Origin of the sequence: Pseudomonas kielensis (assembly GCF_030505375.1) — a bacterium.
Classification (GTDB): Bacteria; Pseudomonadota; Gammaproteobacteria; order Pseudomonadales; family Pseudomonadaceae; genus Aquipseudomonas; species Aquipseudomonas kielensis.
Map to the genome: position 1 here is coordinate 5,684,214 of NZ_CP130043.1, position 17,887 is coordinate 5,702,100.

Here is a 17,887-nt window from a genome sequence, read left to right on the forward strand (position 1 = left end):
GGCCCATACAGGTCAGTGCTCGTTGGCCACGCCCACTTGCACTTGCCCATCGTTAAGGCGCACGGGCCAGACGCGCAGACGCTGCTGCGGATACTCCAGGCAGCACCCGTCTTCGAGTCGAAAGTGCTGCTTGTACAGGGGCGACGCCACCACCAGTTGACCTTTGAGACTGCCCACCAGCCCGCGACCGATGACATTGGCCCCCGATTGCGGATCGTGGTTGTCGATGGCGTAGAGCGTCTTGCCCTCGGCCTGCGGCAGGTAGAACAGGGCCACTTGTGCGCCGTCCAGCCACACCACCACCCCCGAGTTGCAGACCAGATCGTGCTCGCTGCACACCGACTGCCAGCGGGGGGAATGGGCGTCGGCGCGCTGGGAATTGGACAGGTTCATCAGGCAAGCTCCTCGGTGACGGGAATAAGGTTGAGTTCGGCGGCCATGATCGGCCGGCGTTGCCCACGCTCCTCGACAAAATGAATGCTCGGGTCGGGACGTTCGTCGTTGACGAAGGTGCGGAAACGCTTGAGTTTGTCCGGGTCCTTGAGGGCGTTGGCCCACTCGCACTCATAACGATCGACCACCAGTTGCATCTGCGACTCCAGCTCCTCGCCCAGCCCCAGGCTGTCGTCAATGATCACCTGTTTGAGGTAATCCAGACCGCCTTCCAGGCTCTCGCGCCAGACCGAGGTACGCTGCAATTTGTCGGCGGTGCGGATGTAGAACATCAGGAAGCGATCGATGTAGCGGATCAGGGTCGCGTCATCCAGGTCAGTGGCAAACAGCTCGGCGTGCCGCGGGCGCATGCCGCCGTTGCCACACAGGTACAGGTTCCAGCCCTTCTCGGTGGCAATCACCCCGACGTCCTTGCTCTGGGCCTCGGCGCACTCACGGGTGCAGCCGGAGACCGCGAACTTGAGTTTGTGCGGCGCGCGCAGGCCCTTGTAGCGGTCCTCGATCACCAAGGCCATGGCCACGCTGTCCTGCACCCCGTAGCGGCACCAGGTACTGCCGACGCAGGACTTCACCGTGCGGGTCGACTTGCCGTAGGCATGCCCGGTTTCAAATCCGGCTTCAATCAGCTCGCCCCAGATCTGCGGCAACTGGTGCAACTGGGCGCCGAACAGGTCGATGCGCTGGCCACCGGTGATCTTGGTGTACAGCTGGTACTTCTTCGCCACCTGGCCGATCACGATCAGTTTCTCGGCGCTGATCTCGCCCCCGGCGATACGTGGCACCACCGAATAGGTGCCGTTTTTCTGCATGTTGGCCATGAAGGTGTCGTTGGTGTCCTGCAACGGCACCAGCGGGGCATCCATGATCGGCTGGTTCCAGCACGAGGCGAGGATCGAGCCCACGGCCGGCTTGCACACATCACAGCCGGTGTGCCCACGGCCATGACGGGCCAATAGTTCTTCGAAGCTGTGCAGCCCTTCAACCCGCACCAGGGCGTATAGCTCCTGCCGGGTGAAGGCGAAGTGCTCGCACAGGCTCTTGTCGACACTGACGCCACGGGCGATCAACTCGTGCTCGAACACCTGCTTGAGCAGGCCGGCACAACCGCCACAGCCGGTGCAGGCCTTGGTTTGCGTCTTGAGCTGGGCCAGATCGCTGCAACCTCCGTCGATGGCCGAACAGATCGCGCCCTTGCTGACGTTGTGGCACGAGCAGACCATGGCCGACTCGGGCAAGGCGCCCGGGCCCAGAGTGGGCGCGCCGGTCGAGGATGGCAGGATCAGGCTGGCCGGTTCGGCCGGCAGGGCAATGCCGTTCTGGGCGTATTGCAGCAAGGTGTCGTAGTAGCTGTTATCGCCCACCAGCACCGCCCCCAGCACCTGCTTGCCGGTGGCGTCGACCACCAGCCGGCGGTAGCTGGCGCTGGCTTCGTCGATGAACTGGAAGCTGCGCGCACCCGGGGTGTGGGCATGGGCATCGCCGATGGAACCGACGTCGACGCCCAGCAGCTTGAGCTTGGTCGACATGTCCGCGCCGATAAAGGGCTCAGCGTCCTGATTGCACAGCTGCGCCGCGACACTGCGGGCCATCTGGTAGCCCGGCGCGACCAGGCCGAACAGGCTGCCATTCCACGAGGCACACTCGCCAATGGCATAAATGTGCGGGTCGCTGCTCAGGCACCGGTCGTCAATCACCACCCCACCGCGCGGGCCGATGTGCAGCGCGCATTGGCGAGCCAGGGCATCCTGGGCACGGATCCCGGCGGAGAACACGATCAGGTCGGTCTCCAGGCTTTCTTCGTTGGCAAAGTTCATCCGGTAGCGGTACTGCTCCCCGGCACTGATCGATTGCGTGGCGCGGGACAGGTGCACGCCGACGCCCAGCCGTTCGATTTGCGACTTCAGCGCCAGGCCACCCAGTTCGTCCAGTTGCACCGGCATCAGGCGCGGGGCAAATTCCACCACATGGGCTTCCAGGCCGAGGCTTTTCAGGGCATTGGCCGCCTCCAGGCCCAGCAGCCCCCCCCCCACCACCACACCGCGCCGCGCATTGCTGGCGGCGCGCCGGATGGCATCGAGGTCCTCGAGGGTGCGGTAGACCAGGCGCGAGTCGCCTTCGGCGCCGTCGATGTCCGGTACAAAGGGATAGGAACCCGTGGCCAGGACCAGGGTGTCGTAGGCGACGCTGCCCTGGGCGGTGATCACCTGGCGCCGGGCACGGTCGATTTCCAGCACCGGCACTCCCAGGTGCAGGGTGACACCCGGCGTCTGGTACAGCGCCGCGTCGGACAACGCCAGTGACTCGGCATCACGTCCCGTGAAGTACTCGGACAGGTGTACCCGGTCATAGGCCCGTACCGGCTCCTCGCTGAAGACATGCAGCTGATAGCGCCCAAGGGCGCCGCGCTCGATCAACTGTTCCACACAATGATGGCCGACCATGCCGTTTCCGATCACGACCAGGGTTTGCAAGGTGTTCAACGCGGCAACATTGGAGTTCATAAGTAGCACCCGATCACTGTTCTAAAAGCAAAAAAAAACGCCTGAAACCTTACGGTTCCAGGCGTCTTTGCCTGTTCATTTGCGTTGTGCAAACCCGACTGCTGTGCCCGGTTCAACGCTGCTGCCCACGACCTGTGCGGCCAATCGATCGTCGTTGACCGAGGGGGCTGCCTGGACGACGGTGTTGCTGCGCGCCAGGCCTGCGGGATGTATTGCAGCCTTTGTGCCAGAACCGCAGCCAGCCCCCCACAGCCCCTATTCCGGGCGCTTGCAGCCCATGTGCGGTGGCACCCGATCGGGAGCTCCCCCTCGCGGCGTGACTTGGCTTAGTGCACGAAAGGTCGCGCGGGCTTTATAACAGTGCATGGCCGCAGCCACTCACTGCCCCCTGCCCAATGCGCCCGGGCCCTTGGTGCTGTATTGTGGCGGCGCAATTTGCGCAGCCGCCCTGGCCCTGGCGTTAACCCTGGTCGGCCGCGACGACGTGCTCTTGTATGATGGCTCGCTTCAAGAATGGGCCGCGGATTCGAACTTGCCGATGACCACCGGAGCAACTCCGGACTGATGCCCCCAAGGGCACGTACTCAACCTGATTTCCTGCTTTACCGCACAGCGCTTTCCTGGAGCGCACCTGGGCCCCTTTGCCCGGTGTTCGCCTGCCCCGGGATTGCAGTCATCAAGGAGTTTCACATGGATAGGCTTTACCGGACGTCCCCCCAGGACGGCTGCGCCCCGCGCTTTGCCCTTAATCAACTGACCCTCGGCCTGCTGCTGGCCAGCGCCCTGCCCTCGGCCCACGCAGCCGAGACCCTGCTGCCGGCCGTGACCGTGAGTGCCGAGGACCACTCCGGTTATCAGGTGTCCGAGGCCACCGTCGGTGGATTCGACCCCACGCCCTTGCTCGATACACCGGCCTCGATTGCGGTCGTCAACGAAGCGCTGATCAAGGACCAGCAGGCACGCCTGCTCAGTGAGGTGTTGAAAAACGACGCTTCGGTGGGTGAAAGCTACGCGCCGGTCGGCTACTACGAAAACTTCGTGGTGCGCGGCTTCTCCCTGAACGCTGCCAGCAGCTACAAGATCAACGGCCGTACCATCACCGGCGAGCAGAACGTCGGCCTGGAGAACAAACAGCAGGTGGAACTGCTCAAGGGCCTGGCGGGCCTGCAGAGCGGGGTCAGCGAGCCCGGCGGCCTGATCAATTATGTGACCAAGCGTCCGACCGATGTACGCTCGGTCACGGTGTCCACCGACGATCGCGGCAGCGGTTACCTGGCCACCGACGTCGGCGGCTTTTTCGGCAGCGAACAACAGTTCGGCCTGCGCGCCAACCTGGCCCACGAAGACCTGCACTCCTACGTCGAGCACACCAATGGCCAGCGCGATTTCGCCTCCCTGGCGCTGGACTGGACCCTGAGCGACGCCGCGCTGCTGCAACTGGATGTCGAGTACCAGACCAAACAACAGCGTTCGGCACCGGGCTACCAGTTGCTCGGCGGCACCGAGCTGCCGCACCACGCCTCGCCCAAGCAGTTGTTGGCGCACCAGAGCGGCTCGAAACCGGTGACCACCGATGCGCTGAACCTCAACGGCAACTTCGAATACCGCTTCAGCGACACCTGGAAAGGCAACCTCAGCGCTTCGCGCAGCCGGGTGGTGATCGATGACTACAGCTCGTTCGCCTGGGGCTGCTACGGCGCCGCCAGTTGTGCCGGCGCGGCGGTGCCCAACTACTTCAGTCCCGAGGGTGACTACGACATCTACGACTTCCGCAGCCCCGACGACACCCGGCGCAACGACGAAGCCCAGGCCACCCTCAGCGGCACCTTCGACACGGCGGGCCTGGGCCACGAGCTGACCGTCGGCAGCAGCGCGTTTCGGCGTATCGTCGACAAGCGCGAACCGGTCAACGAGTGGATCGGCAGCGCCAACATCGCCAGTGAGCCGGCCGATTTCCCGCGCTACGCGGGGCCGCTCAATGATTCGTATCGACACCTGGACAGTCGCCAGTACGGGCTGTTCTTCAACGACCGGATCAGCTTCAACGAACAGTGGCAGACCGTGCTCGGCGGTCGCGAGGTGCGCCTGGATGAAGAGACCTTCGACAGCGAGGGCGACACCACCCGCCACACCCAGCGCTACGAGTTCCTGCCCCAGGCCGCGCTGATCTACAAACCGCTGCCGAACCTGGCGTTATACAGCCGCTACAGCAAGGGCCTGTCCCTGGGTGGCGAGGCGCCGTGGTTCGCCAGCAATGCCTTCGAGGTCCTCGCACCGACCGTGTCGCGGCAGATCGAAGCCGGGATCAAGTACGACTGGCAACGCCTGAGCCTCGGCGCAGCGCTGTTCCAGATCCGCCAGGGCTATCAGTATTCCAGGCCCAATGCCGATGGCAGCTTCACCTTCACCGAGCAGGGGGAGCAGAAAAACACCGGCCTGGAACTCTCGGCCAATGGCTGGGCCAGCCAGCGCCTGCAGATTTCCGCCAGTGTCGCGGCGATCCGCTCGCGGGTCTCGGGCAGCGACACCCCGGCCTACGAAGGTCACCAGACCATCAACGTACCGAACCTGCGCGCCAGTCTCTATGGCGACTATGCCCTGCCCTGGGTCGACGGCCTGGCGCTGCTCGGCGGGGTGCAATACAGCGCCAGCAAATACGCCAGCCAGCAAGGCCAGGTCGAGGCCAGCGCGTACGCCGTGTTCAACATCGGCAGCCGCTACAGCACGCGCATTGACGGCTACGACACGGTGTTCCGCCTGACCGTCGACAACCTGTTCGACAAGCGCTACTGGCGCGATGTCGGTGAGTACATGGGCGACAAGTATCTGTTCCAGGGAGCACCGCTGACCGCCCGCTTGAGTGCTTCGGTCAACTTCTGATCCTGGCCCGCCAAGGTCACGCACGAGGAAGTCGTAATGTCCGATCTTGAAATCATCGCTGTCATTCTCAACCTCCTCGGCGTCTGGCTGACCGCCCGGCGCAAACGCGGTATCCCGGCAAGGATTGACGGCCGGGTTCACCCCAACTGCTTCACCATGAAGTTCTCCATTGGCCAGCTTCGGACAGCGCAAAAAAAGCCCCGTCCATTGCTGGCGGGGCCTTGGGTCATAACGTCATATCCTGAGCGCGCCTGACCTCATGACCCGCCAGCGGTGAGGGGTGAGGCTCAATCCGCCTGCACCGTCACCTGCAGCTGCTCTCCCAACCCGGCGATGCCCAGGCGCATGGTCTGGCCGGGGCGCAGGTAGACGGGGTCGGGCTTGATGCCCAGGCCGACGCCCGGTGGGGTGCCGGTGGAGATGATGTCGCCGGGTTGCAGGCTCATGCAACGGCTCAGGTAAGCGATCAGTTGCGGCACCGTGAAGATCAGCGTACGGGTGTTGCCATTCTGGTAGCGGTGGCCGTCGACTTCCAGCCACAGGTCCAGCGCATGGGGGTCGGCGACTTCATCGCGGGTGACCAGCCACGGGCCGATCGGGCCAAAGGTGTCGAAGCCCTTGCCCTTGTCCCAGGTACCGCCGCGTTCCAGTTGCCAGGCGCGCTCGGAGACATCGTTGATCACGCAGTAACCTGCCACGTGATCCATGGCATTGGCCTCATCGATGTAGCGCCCGCCCTTGCCGATGACCACGCCCAGTTCGACTTCCCAATCGGTCTTGAGCGAGCCACGGGGGATCTCGATGTTGTCGTTGGGGCCGCAGATGGCGCTGGTCCATTTGCTGAAGATGATCGGCTCCTTCGGCACTTCCATGTTCGACTCGGCGGCATGGTCGGCGTAGTTCAGGCCAATGCAGATGAACTTGCCCACCTGGCCGACGCAGGCGCCGATCCGTGGCTGACCGAGCACCGGTGGCAGGCTCGCGGGGTCGATCGCCGCCAGGGCCGCCAGGCCTTGTGGGGTCAGGGTCTGCCCGGCAATGTCCACAACGTGGCCAGAGAGGTCGCGAAGCTGTTGGTTGGCATCCAGCAGGCCCGGCTTTTCCGAACCCTTGTCGCCATAACGCACTAATTTCATATCTCGCTCCTGCTACTTAAAGGGGTGCCCGGTGGCGCTCAGTTACTCATGCCGCCATCGATGACATGCACGCCACCGGTGGTGTAGGCCGAGGCGTCGCTGCCCAGGTACAAGGCCAACTGGGCGATCTCCGTGGCGCTGCCGATGCGGCCCATGGGCTGGCGGTCGAGGAACTGTTGGTACACCTGCGCCTCGGCCACGCCCTGCTGCGCCGCCTGTTCGGCGATCCGCTGGCGCAGCGACGGCGATTCCACGGTGCCCGGGCAAATCGCGTTGCAGCGAATGCCCTGGCCGATGAAGTCGGCGGCGACCGCCTTGGTCAGGCCCACCACCGCCGCCTTGCTCGCAGCGTAGGCAAAACGATTGGGCACGCCTTTGACACTGGAGACCACCGAGGACATGTTGATGATCGAACCACCGCCACGCTCGAGCATGCCCGGCAGCACCGCGCGGATCATCCGGTACATGGCGGTCACGTTGACGTCCATGGACCGGGCCCAGGCCGCTTCATCGCACTCCAGGATGTTGCCGCTGTGCACATACCCGGCGCAATTGAACAGCACATCCAGGGCACCGATTCGCTGGCACGCCTCGCTGATGGCGCTGGCCGAGGTGACGTCCAGGGTCAGGGCTTCGATGCCCGGGATCCCTTGCAGCCCACGCACATCGATATCGCTGGCGAACACCTGCGCACCCGCCTCGGCAAAGGCAATCGCACTGGCCAACCCGATGCCCTGCCCGGCCGCCGTCACCAGCACCCGCTTGTTCTGCATCTTCATACTCGCTCCAGGTTAGCGCTGCCGGCCGCGGTTTTCGCCGTCCGCCCGAGCATCGCCGCAGGGATCGCCAGGATCAACGCGCCGCTGATGAACAGACACACCGCCAGCACGTAAGTACCGTTGTTGATGTTGCCCGTGAGGTTCTCGGCCACGGCGGTGATCATCGAGCCGGTGAAGCCGGACAGGTTGCCGATGGCGTTGATCATGCCGATCCCGGCCGCAGCCGCCACCCCCGACAGCACGGTGCCCGGCAAGGTCCAGAAAATCGGCATCAGGCTGAGGATCCCCGAAGCGGCGACGCTGAGGAACAGCACGGACAGCACCAGGTTGTCGGCAAAAAAAGCACTGAGGATCAGCCCGGCGCCGCCGATGAAGGCCGGAATCGCCGCATGCAGCCGACGCTCGCCGGTACGGTTGGAGTGGCGTGCATTGAGCAGCATCGCCACCGTGGCCACCGCATAGGGAATCGCTGTCAGCAGGCCAATGTGCAGGCTGTTGGTGATGCCGGTGCTCTTGATGATCGACGGCATCCAGAACGCCAGGCCATAGAAACCGGTGTTGAAGGTCAGCAGGATCAGCACCAGCAACCACACACGCGGGTTGAAGAACACCTCGCCCAGGCGCGATACCTTGCCCTGGTTGTCGGTCTGCAGATTGGCCTTGAGCATGGCTTTTTCGGCGGCTGACAGCCACTTGGCCTTGTCGATGTTGTCGGCCAGGCAAGCGATGACCACGAAGGCCATGATGATCGACGGAATACCCTCGATGATCAGCATCCACTGCCAGCCCGAAAGGCCATGCACCCCTTGCATGCTGTTCATCAGCCAGCCGGAGAGGATACCGCCCAGGGTCAGGCTGATCGGCATGGCCATCAGGAACCCGGACATCACCCGGCTCTGGCGATGGGTCGGGAACCAGTAGTTGAGGTACAGGATCACCCCGGGAAAGAAGCCCGCTTCACAGATCCCCAGCAGGAACCGCAGCACATAGAACATGGTGCTCGACTCAATCCCGAAGATCCCCGCCAGCGGCACCGTGTAGGCCACGGCCATGGAGATCACCGCCCAACTGAGCATGATCCGGGCGATCCAGAAGCGCGCGCCGAAGCGATGCAGCAACAGGTTGCTGGGCACCTCGAAGAGGAAGTAGCCCCAGAAGAACATGCTGGCGCCAAGGGCGTAGACGGTGTTGCTGAATTGCAGCTCGTTGAGCATGTCGAGCTTGGCGAAGCCGATGTTGACCCGGTCCAGGTAGGCGGCCATGTAGCACAGCAGCAGCACCGGCAGGATGCGCCAGATCACTTTGCGGTAGGTGCGGTCTTCAAAGTCGAGTTCGCTGGCTTGCGCCTGCGCAGGCAGATGCTCGGATATCGTTTGCATGGAGGTAACCCCTGGGCATGTGGACATGCCTGATTGTTTTTATCGAATGGGTCATGCCGGGCGAGCAATTCACCCGGCGTTGCTGCTTGGACTAGAGTGCCTGGGTGGTTTTTTCTCCGTTGACCAGGCGCGTCAGCCCCAATGGATTGCTGTTGCGCAGCGCTTCGGGAAGCAAGGCATCCGGGAAGTTCTGGTAGCACACCGGACGCAGGAAGCGGTCGATGGCCAGGGTGCCCACCGAGGTACCACGGGCATCGGACGTCGCCGGCCAGGGGCCGCCGTGGACCATGGCGTCACACACCTCGACACCGGTCGGGTAACCGTTGACCAGCACCCGGCCGACTTTTTGCGCCAGCACCGCCACCAGGTCGGCAGCGTGTGCAAGCTCGGCCGGCTCACCCAGCAGGGTGGCGGTCAGTTGTCCGCGCAGCCCCTGCAAGGCCGCCAGCAATTCAGTGCGATCAGCCACTTCGACCACCACCGTGGCCGGCCCGAAGATTTCCTCCTGCAGCAGTTCGTCACCGCCAAGCAGCAACTGGACGTCGGCCAGGAACAGTTGCGCCCGGGCTTGATTGCCCGCCTGCGCCTGCCCGGCCAGGTGTGTGACCTGGGGATGGGCGCGCAAGGTGGCGCAGCCTTCGACATAACTGCGCAGGCCGCCGGCGTTGAGCATGGTCTGCCCGGGCTGTTCGGCGATCAGCGCGCTGAGGGACTGCAGCAAAGCGCTGAACTGCGGTGAACGAATGCCGATCACCAGGCCCGGATTGGTACAGAACTGCCCCGCGCCCATCACCACCGAGGCGGCCAGTTCGCGGGCGATCTGCTCGCCGCGCACCTCTAGTGCCTGCGGCAACACCAGTACCGGATTGATGCTGCTCATCTCGGCGAACACCGGGATCGGCTGCGCCCGGGCAGCGGCCATGTCGCACAGCGCCCGGCCACCCTTGAGCGAACCGGTGAAGCCGACTGCCTGGATCAGCGGATGCTTGACCAGCGCCTCACCGACGCCGGCACCGAAGATCATGTTGAACACCCCGGCCGGCATGCCGGTTTTCTCGGCGGCGCGAATGATAGCCAAGGCCACCTGTTCGGCCGTCGCCATGTGCCCGCTGTGGGCCTTGAATACCACCGGGCAGCCAGCGGCCAGGGCCGCGGCGGTGTCGCCACCGGCGGTGGAAAAGGCCAGGGGAAAGTTGCTGGCCCCAAACACCGCGACCGGGCCGACGCCCAGGCGGCACTGGCGCAGATCCACCCGAGGCAGGGGCTGGCGCTGAGGCAGCGGCAAATCGATCCGCGCGCCGAGGAAGTCACCCCGGCGCAGGGTCTGGGCGAACAGGCGCATCTGCCCGCTGGTACGGGCCCGTTCGCCCTGGATGCGTGCCGCTGGCAACGCGGTTTCGCGGCAGACCAGGGCCACGAACTGCTCGTCCAGGGCGTCCAACTCGCTGGCGATGGCGTCGAGGAATTCGGCCCGGCGCTCGGCCGGCAAGTTGCCGTAGATCGCGCTGGCTTGATGGGCCGCGGTGGCAGCGGCATGCACTTCCTCGGCCGTGGCCTGGATGAAGGCGTTGGGCAGCGGCTGCCCGGTAGTCGCATCAACGCTGTGCAGGACCACGGAGCCGGCGGCGCTACGGCCACCGGCGATGAAGTTGTGACCGGACAGTTCGGGCATGACAGTCTCCTGACCCAGAGGGAAATCTGGTCGGTACTCTACTGCCGCGAATCGATTCTTTCCCAATGGCATTTTTGGATTAACCGATAACCAAGCGTTATCGAATTTGCCCTTCGCCTGCCCCGTTTGCTGCCCCCTGATCCCTGGCCAGGCGCGCGTTTTCAGTGAGGATTTGCGCGAACTCCAGGGCCGCTCCCACCAGTTGCTCGCCCTTGCGGGTGAGGATGCCGTAGTCCTGAGGCGCCAGGTGCAGGGGGGTGTCGAGGGCTTTCAACTGGCCGCTTTCCAGCAGCGGATGGACCATGGCATCCGGCAGCATGCCGATCATCGGCCCGCGCTGCAGGACCTGGAGGAAGGTCTGCATGGAGATGGTGTCCACGGTATTGCGCGGCAGCGCTACCCCGGCGTCGGCGAACGCCAGTTCCATGCGCGCACGAATCGGCGTGCCCACTGGGTACAGAATCCACGGCAGGTCGACCAACTGTTGCAAGGAGATCGGCCCGGCGTCGGCCAGCGGGTGGCGGCTGTTGACCACGATGCAGAACGGTTCCGGGGCCAAGGGCTGGAAGTCGTAGCGTTGTGCCTGGCTGTGCTCGGTGAAGCGGGCTACCGCCAGGTCGAGTTTTTTCTCTTCGAGCATCTCCATCAGGTGGTTGCTGGTCTGCTCCACCACCTCGATCGACAACAGCGGCCAGCGCTGTTTGATCTGCAAGATGGCCTCGGGCAGGGCGATGGCGGTGGCGGCAAAGATCCCGCCGACCTTGAGATGACCATGGCCCCCCTCGCGCAGGCTGCCGATCTGCTCGACGAACGAACGCGCGTCATTCAGGGCGATCTGCGCGTACCGCAAGACATGCTCGCCCAGCGCCGTGGGCGGCATGCTGCGCGGCTGGCGTTCGAACAGGGCAAAGCCGAGCAGGCTTTCGATTTCCTTGAGCATCTTGCTGATGGCCGGCTGGCTGAGGTTCATCTGCTGCGCCGCCAGGTGCATGTTGCGGGTGCGGCCCAGGGTGTCGATCAGCAGCAGGTGGCGGAATTTGAGCCAGCCACAGAAGCTGGAGAATGACAGTTCGGACATGGGTGCGCCTCGTCAAACAATAACCAGGAGTTATCGATTACTGAAAATATCTCATTGGAGTTTATCGAGTGCTGGTCATAGCGTGAAGCCTTTACGGACCAGGAAGATTTGCCATGTCGTTACTGCTTACTCCCGAGAACACCCTGCCGGTCGATGGCGTGGCCGGCACCTTGATTGGCCGCGCCTGGGTTCCAGGGCCGATTGCCGGCCCTTCGCTGATTGTCTTGCGGGCCGATGGCGTGTTCGACCTGTCGCAGCGCTTCGCGACCCTGAGTGATTTGCTGGAGTCGGACAGCCCCCTGGCCGATGTGCGCCAAACCCCCGGCACCTTCCTGACCAGCGTCGACAACCTGCTGGCCAATACCGGCCCTGACGCCGACCCGAGCCAACCCTACCTGCTGCCACCGCTGGACCTGCAAGTGATCAAGGCCGCTGGCGTGACCTTCGCCGCGAGCATGATCGAGCGCGTCATCGAAGAGCAGGCCGGTGGCGATGCCGGCAAGGCCGAGCAGGTGCGGGCGATCGTCCATGGGGTGATTGGCGACAACCTGCGCTCGATCGTCCCCGGCTCCGCACAGGCGACGCAGTTGAAGGCACTGTTGATCGAACAGGGCATGTGGTCGCAGTACCTGGAAGTGGGCATCGGCCCGGACGCGGAAATCTTCACCAAGGCGCCGGTCCTTTCCGCCGTCGGCAGCGGCAGCCAGATCGGCATTCATCCCGGCTCGATCTGGAACAATCCGGAGCCGGAAGTGGTGCTGGCGGTCAACAGCCGTGGGCAGATCCATGGCGCGACCCTGGGCAACGACGTCAACCTGCGAGATTTCGAGGGGCGCAGCGCGCTGTTGCTGAGCAAGGCCAAGGACAATAACGCGTCCTGTGCCATCGGCCCGTTCATTCGCCTGTTCGACGAGCAGTTCAGCCTGGAGGATGTACGCGCCTGCGTGGTCGACCTGCAGGTCGAGGGCACGGACGGCTACCGGATGCACGGCTCCAGTTCCATGAGCCAGATCAGCCGCGACCCCGAGGACCTGGCCCGACAGACCCTCAACGCCAATCACCAATATCCCGACGGTTTCCTGCTGTTTCTCGGTACCCTGTTCGCCCCGACCGAGGACCGTGATCACGTCGGCAGCGGCTTCACCCATAAACTCGGTGACCAGGTGCGTATCAGCAGCCCGTTGCTCGGCAGCCTGCACAACCAGGTCACCCACAGTTCAGTCGCCACGCCATGGACCTTTGGCGTCGGCGCCTTGTTGCGCAACCTGGCGTCCCGAGGCCTGCCCGCCCTGTGAGCCCGACGGCGGTTGTCGAATCATCCAATTATAAGAGAGCCATGAATCATGACTGACACCCCGAAGCGCCCGCTGCGTAGCGAGCAATGGTTCAACGACCCGGCCCACGCCGACATGACGGCGCTGTATGTCGAGCGCTACATGAACTACGGCATGACCCGCGAAGAGCTGCAATCGGGCCGCCCGATCATCGGCATCGCCCAGACCGGCAGCGACCTGACGCCCTGCAACCGGCACCACCTGGAGCTGGCGCAACGGGTCAAGGCCGGGATCCGCGATGCCGGCGGCATTCCCATGGAATTCCCGGTGCACCCGATTGCCGAGCAGACTCGCCGTCCCACCGCCGCGCTGGACCGCAACCTGGCCTACCTGGGGTTGGTGGAAATCCTGCACGGCTATCCACTCGATGGCGTGGTGCTCACCACCGGGTGCGACAAGACCACGCCAGCCTGCCTGATGGCAGCCGCAACCACCGACCTGCCGGCGATTGTGCTGTCGGGCGGACCGATGCTCGACGGTCACCACAAGGGTGAACTGATCGGCTCCGGCACCGTGCTCTGGCATGCGCGCAACCTGCTCGCCGCCGGCGATATCGATTACGAAGGCTTCATGGAAATGACCACCGCAGCCTCGCCTTCGGTGGGTCACTGCAACACCATGGGCACCGCCTTGTCGATGAACGCCCTGGCCGAAGCGCTGGGCATGTCCCTGCCCGGCTGCGCGAGCATCCCGGCGCCCTATCGCGAGCGCGGCCAGATGGCCTATGCCACCGGCAAGCGCATCTGCGAACTGGTGCGCCAGGACGTGCGACCGTCGCAGATCATGACCCGCGAAGCCTTCGAGAACGCCATTGCCGTGGCCTCGGCCCTGGGCGCCTCGAGCAATTGCCCGCCGCACCTGATCGCCATCGCCCGGCACATGGGTGTCGAGTTGAGCCTGGATGATTGGCAACGGATTGGCGAAGACGTGCCGCTGCTGGTCAACTGCATGCCGGCCGGCAAGTACCTGGGCGAAGGTTTCCACCGCGCTGGCGGCGTACCGGCGGTGATGCACGAACTGCAAAAGGCCGGGCGCCTGCACGAGGACTGTGCCTCGGTCAGCGGCCAGACCATCGGCGAGATCGTGCGCAGCACCCTGACCAGCAACACCGATGTGATCCACCCCTTCGACACTCCGCTCAAGCACCGCGCCGGCTTCATCGTGCTCAGCGGCAACTTCTTCGACAGCGCGATCATGAAGATGTCGGTGGTCGGCGAAGCGTTCCGCAAGACTTACCTGTCCGAGCCCGGCGCGGAGAACAGCTTCGAAGCGCGGGCCATTGTGTTCGAGGGGCCGGAGGACTACCACGCGCGGATCAACGACCCGGCGCTGGAGATCGACGAGCGCTGCATCCTGGTGATCCGTGGCGTCGGCACCGTGGGCTACCCGGGCAGCGCCGAGGTGGTGAACATGGCCCCGCCCGCGGCGCTGATCAAGCAAGGCATCGACTCCCTGCCCTGCCTGGGCGACGGCCGCCAGAGCGGCACTTCGGCGAGCCCGTCGATCCTCAACATGTCCCCGGAAGCCGCCGTGGGCGGTGGCCTGGCCCTGCTCAAGACCAATGACCGGCTGAGCGTCGACCTCAATGCGCGGACGGTCAACCTGCTGGTGGACGAAGCCGAAATGGCCCGACGCCGGGCAGCCTGGGAGCCGAACATTCCGGCCTCGCAAACCCCGTGGCAGGAACTTTACCGGCAACTGGTCGGGCAGCTGTCCACCGGCGGCTGCCTGGAACCGGCCACCCTGCACCTGCGCATCATCGCCCGCAGCGGCGAGCCACGACACTCTCACTGAGGGGAAGACTGGACCGCTCTCATCGCGAGCAAGCTCGCTCCTACCGTGGGTTTTGGGGGTTCGCAAGTGTTGCGTACACCTACCAAACCTGTGGGACCGGGCGCCCGCTTGCGGCTTGCTCGCGAGGGCGGTGGGTCAGGTATCGGCGATGTTGGCGGTGCCTGGCCGGTCTTTTTTCCAGGTAGTATTTTTGTTCATACCAGCCATTAGCATTACTCGTTAGTTTCATGCCCTGGATTTCTCTACTGTCGCGAAAAAAGAAAAATCCGCCGGTGAGGAACCTATGAGTATCGAATCGAGCATCTGGAACCAGTGGTATCCACTGGCCGTCGTGGAAGACCTGGTCGACGGCAGGATCTACCGTACCTCGCTGTTGGGGCACGAGATCCGCTTTGGCCGTGATGCCGAGGGTCACTTCAGCGCCACACGCGACGACGACGGCGGCTCGCCTTGCCGCACCACCACCCTGTATCACACCCATTGGGTCTGCCTGGGCGAACCCGACGCGGGATTTTTCCAGATAGCGGAATTCGATGAACCCGATCGCCGGGTGCTGGGAGCCGGCTCGATGAAGGTGCATGCCTCGGGCCTGCGCGTGGTGGAAAACTTTCTCGACATGGCGCACTTCCCCTACGTCCATGCCGGCTTTCTCGGGGCCGAACCCTACACCGACATCAGCACTTATAGGGTGGAGGTCGACCAGGAGCGGGACGAGATCCTGGCCACCGACTGCCGCATATTCCAACCCATGGCAGCCGCCGGGTCGAAACAGGCCATCGAGGCGCACTACGTCTACCGCGTGACCCGCCCCTTCGTCGCCATTCTGTACAAGACCAGCCCCGAGCAACCAGAGCGACGCGACGCCATCTGCCTGTTTGTCCAGCCGCTGGATGAAGAGTGGTGCATCGCCCATGTGGTCCTGGCTTATGTCGACGCCACCAGCAGCGACCGCGATCTGCGCCTGTTCCAGCAGACCATTTTCAGCCAGGACCTGATGATCCTCTCCAATCACCTGCCCCGGACCCTGCCCCTGGACCCGAAATTCGAGATCCCGACCCGGGCCGACGCGATGTCCAGTGCCTATCGCCGCTGGTTGCGCGACAAGGGCATTCGCTACGGCACTTACCAGCCGGTACAGGCCGCGGGAGGCCAGCCATGACGCAGCCCGACAATCGTTGGTACCCGGTGGCCCAGAGCAGCGACCTTGCCCTGCGCCATGTGTTTCACGGTCAGTTGCTCGGCGTGGAGCTGGCGCTCTGGCGCGATGACGCGCAACAGGTCAACGCCTGGGAAAACCGCTGCCCGCACCGCAGCGTGCGTTTCACCCTGGGCGTCAACCTCGGCTCCCGGCTGCGCTGCCAATACCACGGCTGGCAGTACCAGGGCGGCGATGGCCGCTGCACGCTGATTCCGGCATCCTCGCAAAGCACGCCACCGGCCAGCGTGTGCGCGCGGACCTTTGCGGTGAGCGAAACGCACGGGATGATTTGGATCAACCTGCAGCCACAACAGGCTCAAGCACTGCCGGCACCGGCCCTTCCACCCCTGGCTTTGCACCTGCGCAGCCTGCCCTTCCGGGCCGCCCTCGACGACGTGCGCCAGGCCCTGGCCGGCTATGCCCAGCTGGACCCGGACTGCCAGCTCGACTCGGTACACCTGCAACAGACCGACAACCAACTGCAACTGTCCTGGCGCAGCGGCGAGCAGCCCTGCCAGGTGCAATTCTGGCTGCAACCGGCGAGTGCCGAGCGCACCATCGTGCACAGCAGCACCCTCGCTGGGCACCCCGGCATCGACCCACTGCGCTGGCATAACCGGATCCTCAACGTGCTGCGCCAGCGCCTGGAAAACCAGGCCGGACTGATCGCCACCCGCCGACCTCCCGACAGCTTGCGCATCGCGCCTGCCACAACGGCACGCCGTCCGGCGCAGACCCTGGAGGTCGAGGTGCTGCAGCACTGGACCACCGCCAGCGAGATCGTCGCCCTTAAGCTGGCCCTGCCCGCCGATGGCGGCTTCAGCTTCGAGGCGGGTGCTCATATCGATGTGCACACACCCGGCGGGCTGGTGCGCCAGTACTCGCTGGTCAACGCCCCCGACGAGCGCGAGCACCTGGTGATCGGAGTCAAGCTGGAGGCGCAGTCGCGTGGTGGTTCCCGCTCGCTGCACCACGACCTGAAGGCCGGTGAGCGTCTGCGCATCTCGGCGCCGAAGAATAATTTCCGTCTGGTCCCGGGCACCGCCGGGATTCTGATTGCCGGCGGGATCGGCATCACCCCGCTGCTGGCCATGGGCGCTGCCTTGCAGGCTGCCGATCGGCCCTACGAGTTGCATTATTTTGTGCGCAGCGAGTCCCACGTGGCGTTCCCCGAACGCCTGCATCAGCTGCGGCACAACTGCATCCACACCGGCCTGGACCCGCAGCAGACCCGCGAACGCCTGCGTATCGTGCTGCAACAGGCGAACGCCGGCACCCACCTGTATGTCTGTGGCCCCAAGGCCCTGATCGACCTGGTCAGCACCCTGGCCAGCGAAGCCGGCTGGAGCGACAGCCAGGTGCACTTCGAACTCTTCGCCAACACGGTCAGCCATGACCAGGACCAACCCTTCCGGGTACGCCTGCAACACAGCGGCGAGGAATTTACCGTGCCGGCCGGCGTCAGCCTGGCGGACAGCCTCAAGGCCCGCGGGATCACGCTCGACACTTCGTGCGAACAAGGCGTGTGCGGGACCTGTCGCACCGCGGTGGTGGACGGCGAGCCGGAGCACCGAGACGTCTACCTGACCCGCGAAGAGCGGCAAGGCAACCGCTGCCTGATGCCTTGTGTATCGCGCAGCAAATCCGAGCTGTTGGTGCTCGATCTTTAAGGGGAGCAGGCAG

The 17,887-nt window shown here is 64.5% G+C and carries 14 protein-coding genes; 7 read left to right on the plus strand and 7 right to left on the minus strand.

What is annotated here, in order from left to right:
* Positions 1-12: 12 nt before the first annotated feature.
* Entirely contained in the window at positions 13-393 is a 381-nt protein-coding gene (nirD, locus tag Q1W70_RS26360; RefSeq protein WP_166589453.1) for a nitrite reductase small subunit NirD, read from the minus strand.
* Complete coding sequence (gene nirB / locus Q1W70_RS26365; RefSeq protein ID WP_302098389.1) at positions 393-2,954, minus strand: nitrite reductase large subunit NirB; 2,562 nt, start codon at positions 2,952-2,954, stop codon at positions 393-395. The genes nirD and nirB overlap by 1 nt, the downstream gene beginning before the upstream one ends.
* Positions 2,955-3,318: 364 nt before the next feature.
* Between nirB and Q1W70_RS26370 the strand changes: the two genes are divergently transcribed.
* The 3 genes from Q1W70_RS26370 (at position 3,319) to Q1W70_RS26380 (ending at position 6,089) form a co-directional block, all read left to right on the plus strand.
* Positions 3,319-3,519: a rhodanese-like domain-containing protein gene (locus tag Q1W70_RS26370; RefSeq protein WP_182344371.1), complete on the plus strand. Its 201-nt coding sequence runs from the start codon at positions 3,319-3,321 to the stop codon at positions 3,517-3,519.
* Positions 3,520-3,644: 125 nt separating this feature from the next.
* A complete protein-coding gene (locus Q1W70_RS26375; RefSeq protein ID WP_302098391.1) occupies positions 3,645-5,834 on the plus strand; it encodes a TonB-dependent siderophore receptor in 2,190 nt (729 codons plus the stop codon).
* Between the two features lie 36 nt (positions 5,835-5,870).
* Positions 5,871-6,089, plus strand: coding sequence for a hypothetical protein (locus Q1W70_RS26380; RefSeq protein WP_232534604.1), 219 nt, complete (start codon positions 5,871-5,873; stop codon positions 6,087-6,089).
* Between the two features lie 32 nt (positions 6,090-6,121).
* Here Q1W70_RS26380 and Q1W70_RS26385 read toward each other — a convergent pair whose 3' ends face one another.
* From Q1W70_RS26385 to Q1W70_RS26405, 5 genes are all read right to left on the minus strand, one after another.
* Positions 6,122-6,970 carry an ureidoglycolate lyase gene (locus Q1W70_RS26385; RefSeq protein ID WP_302098393.1) on the minus strand — a complete coding sequence of 283 codons (849 nt, stop codon included), beginning with the start codon at positions 6,968-6,970 and terminating at the stop codon, positions 6,122-6,124.
* Between the two features lie 38 nt (positions 6,971-7,008).
* Positions 7,009-7,749, minus strand: coding sequence for an SDR family oxidoreductase (locus Q1W70_RS26390; RefSeq protein WP_302098395.1), 741 nt, complete (start codon positions 7,747-7,749; stop codon positions 7,009-7,011).
* Positions 7,746-9,128: an MFS transporter gene (locus Q1W70_RS26395; RefSeq protein WP_166589458.1), complete on the minus strand. Its 1,383-nt coding sequence runs from the start codon at positions 9,126-9,128 to the stop codon at positions 7,746-7,748. The genes Q1W70_RS26390 and Q1W70_RS26395 overlap by 4 nt, the downstream gene beginning before the upstream one ends.
* Positions 9,129-9,219: 91 nt before the next feature.
* A complete protein-coding gene (locus Q1W70_RS26400) occupies positions 9,220-10,800 on the minus strand; it encodes an aldehyde dehydrogenase (NADP(+)) (RefSeq protein ID WP_166589459.1) in 1,581 nt (526 codons plus the stop codon).
* 97 nt (positions 10,801-10,897) lie between these two features.
* Positions 10,898-11,878 (minus strand): LysR family transcriptional regulator, encoded by a 981-nt coding sequence (locus Q1W70_RS26405; protein ID WP_166589460.1) that lies wholly within the window; start codon positions 11,876-11,878, stop codon positions 10,898-10,900.
* Positions 11,879-11,991: 113 nt separating this feature from the next.
* Between Q1W70_RS26405 and Q1W70_RS26410 the strand changes: the two genes are divergently transcribed.
* The 4 genes from Q1W70_RS26410 (at position 11,992) to Q1W70_RS26425 (ending at position 17,874) form a co-directional block, all read left to right on the plus strand.
* The gene (locus Q1W70_RS26410; RefSeq protein ID WP_166589461.1) at positions 11,992-13,173 is read left to right on the plus strand and encodes a fumarylacetoacetate hydrolase family protein; all 1,182 of its coding nucleotides are present in this window, start codon (positions 11,992-11,994) and stop codon (positions 13,171-13,173) included.
* A gap of 48 nt (positions 13,174-13,221) precedes the next feature.
* Entirely contained in the window at positions 13,222-15,006 is a 1,785-nt protein-coding gene (locus Q1W70_RS26415; protein WP_166589462.1) for an IlvD/Edd family dehydratase, read from the plus strand.
* A 283-nt stretch (positions 15,007-15,289) separates the two neighbouring features.
* Positions 15,290-16,165 carry an aromatic ring-hydroxylating dioxygenase subunit alpha gene (locus tag Q1W70_RS26420; RefSeq protein ID WP_166589463.1) on the plus strand — a complete coding sequence of 292 codons (876 nt, stop codon included), beginning with the start codon at positions 15,290-15,292 and terminating at the stop codon, positions 16,163-16,165.
* On the plus strand, positions 16,162-17,874 hold the full coding sequence (locus tag Q1W70_RS26425; protein WP_182344359.1) for a Rieske 2Fe-2S domain-containing protein: 1,713 nt from the start codon (positions 16,162-16,164) through the stop codon (positions 17,872-17,874). The genes Q1W70_RS26420 and Q1W70_RS26425 overlap by 4 nt, the downstream gene beginning before the upstream one ends.
* The last annotated feature ends 13 nt before the right edge of the window (positions 17,875-17,887 follow it).

Coding starts and splice junctions, on each gene's coding strand:
- Q1W70_RS26405 (WP_166589460.1), bottom strand. CDS start 11,878: ATGTCCGAACTGTCATTCTCCAGCTTCTGTGGCTGGCTCAAATTCCGC.
- Q1W70_RS26400 (WP_166589459.1), bottom strand. CDS start 10,800: ATGCCCGAACTGTCCGGTCACAACTTCATCGCCGGTGGCCGTAGCGCC.
- Q1W70_RS26385 (WP_302098393.1), bottom strand. CDS start 6,970: ATGAAATTAGTGCGTTATGGCGACAAGGGTTCGGAAAAGCCGGGCCTG.
- Q1W70_RS26380 (WP_232534604.1), top strand. CDS start 5,871: ATGTCCGATCTTGAAATCATCGCTGTCATTCTCAACCTCCTCGGCGTC.
- nirD (WP_166589453.1), bottom strand. CDS start 393: ATGAACCTGTCCAATTCCCAGCGCGCCGACGCCCATTCCCCCCGCTGG.
- Q1W70_RS26375 (WP_302098391.1), top strand. CDS start 3,645: ATGGATAGGCTTTACCGGACGTCCCCCCAGGACGGCTGCGCCCCGCGC.
- Q1W70_RS26370 (WP_182344371.1), top strand. CDS start 3,319: ATGGCCGCAGCCACTCACTGCCCCCTGCCCAATGCGCCCGGGCCCTTG.
- Q1W70_RS26395 (WP_166589458.1), bottom strand. CDS start 9,128: ATGCAAACGATATCCGAGCATCTGCCTGCGCAGGCGCAAGCCAGCGAA.
- Q1W70_RS26420 (WP_166589463.1), top strand. CDS start 15,290: ATGAGTATCGAATCGAGCATCTGGAACCAGTGGTATCCACTGGCCGTC.
- Q1W70_RS26425 (WP_182344359.1), top strand. CDS start 16,162: ATGACGCAGCCCGACAATCGTTGGTACCCGGTGGCCCAGAGCAGCGAC.
- nirB (WP_302098389.1), bottom strand. CDS start 2,954: ATGAACTCCAATGTTGCCGCGTTGAACACCTTGCAAACCCTGGTCGTG.
- Q1W70_RS26410 (WP_166589461.1), top strand. CDS start 11,992: ATGTCGTTACTGCTTACTCCCGAGAACACCCTGCCGGTCGATGGCGTG.
- Q1W70_RS26390 (WP_302098395.1), bottom strand. CDS start 7,749: ATGAAGATGCAGAACAAGCGGGTGCTGGTGACGGCGGCCGGGCAGGGC.
- Q1W70_RS26415 (WP_166589462.1), top strand. CDS start 13,222: ATGACTGACACCCCGAAGCGCCCGCTGCGTAGCGAGCAATGGTTCAAC.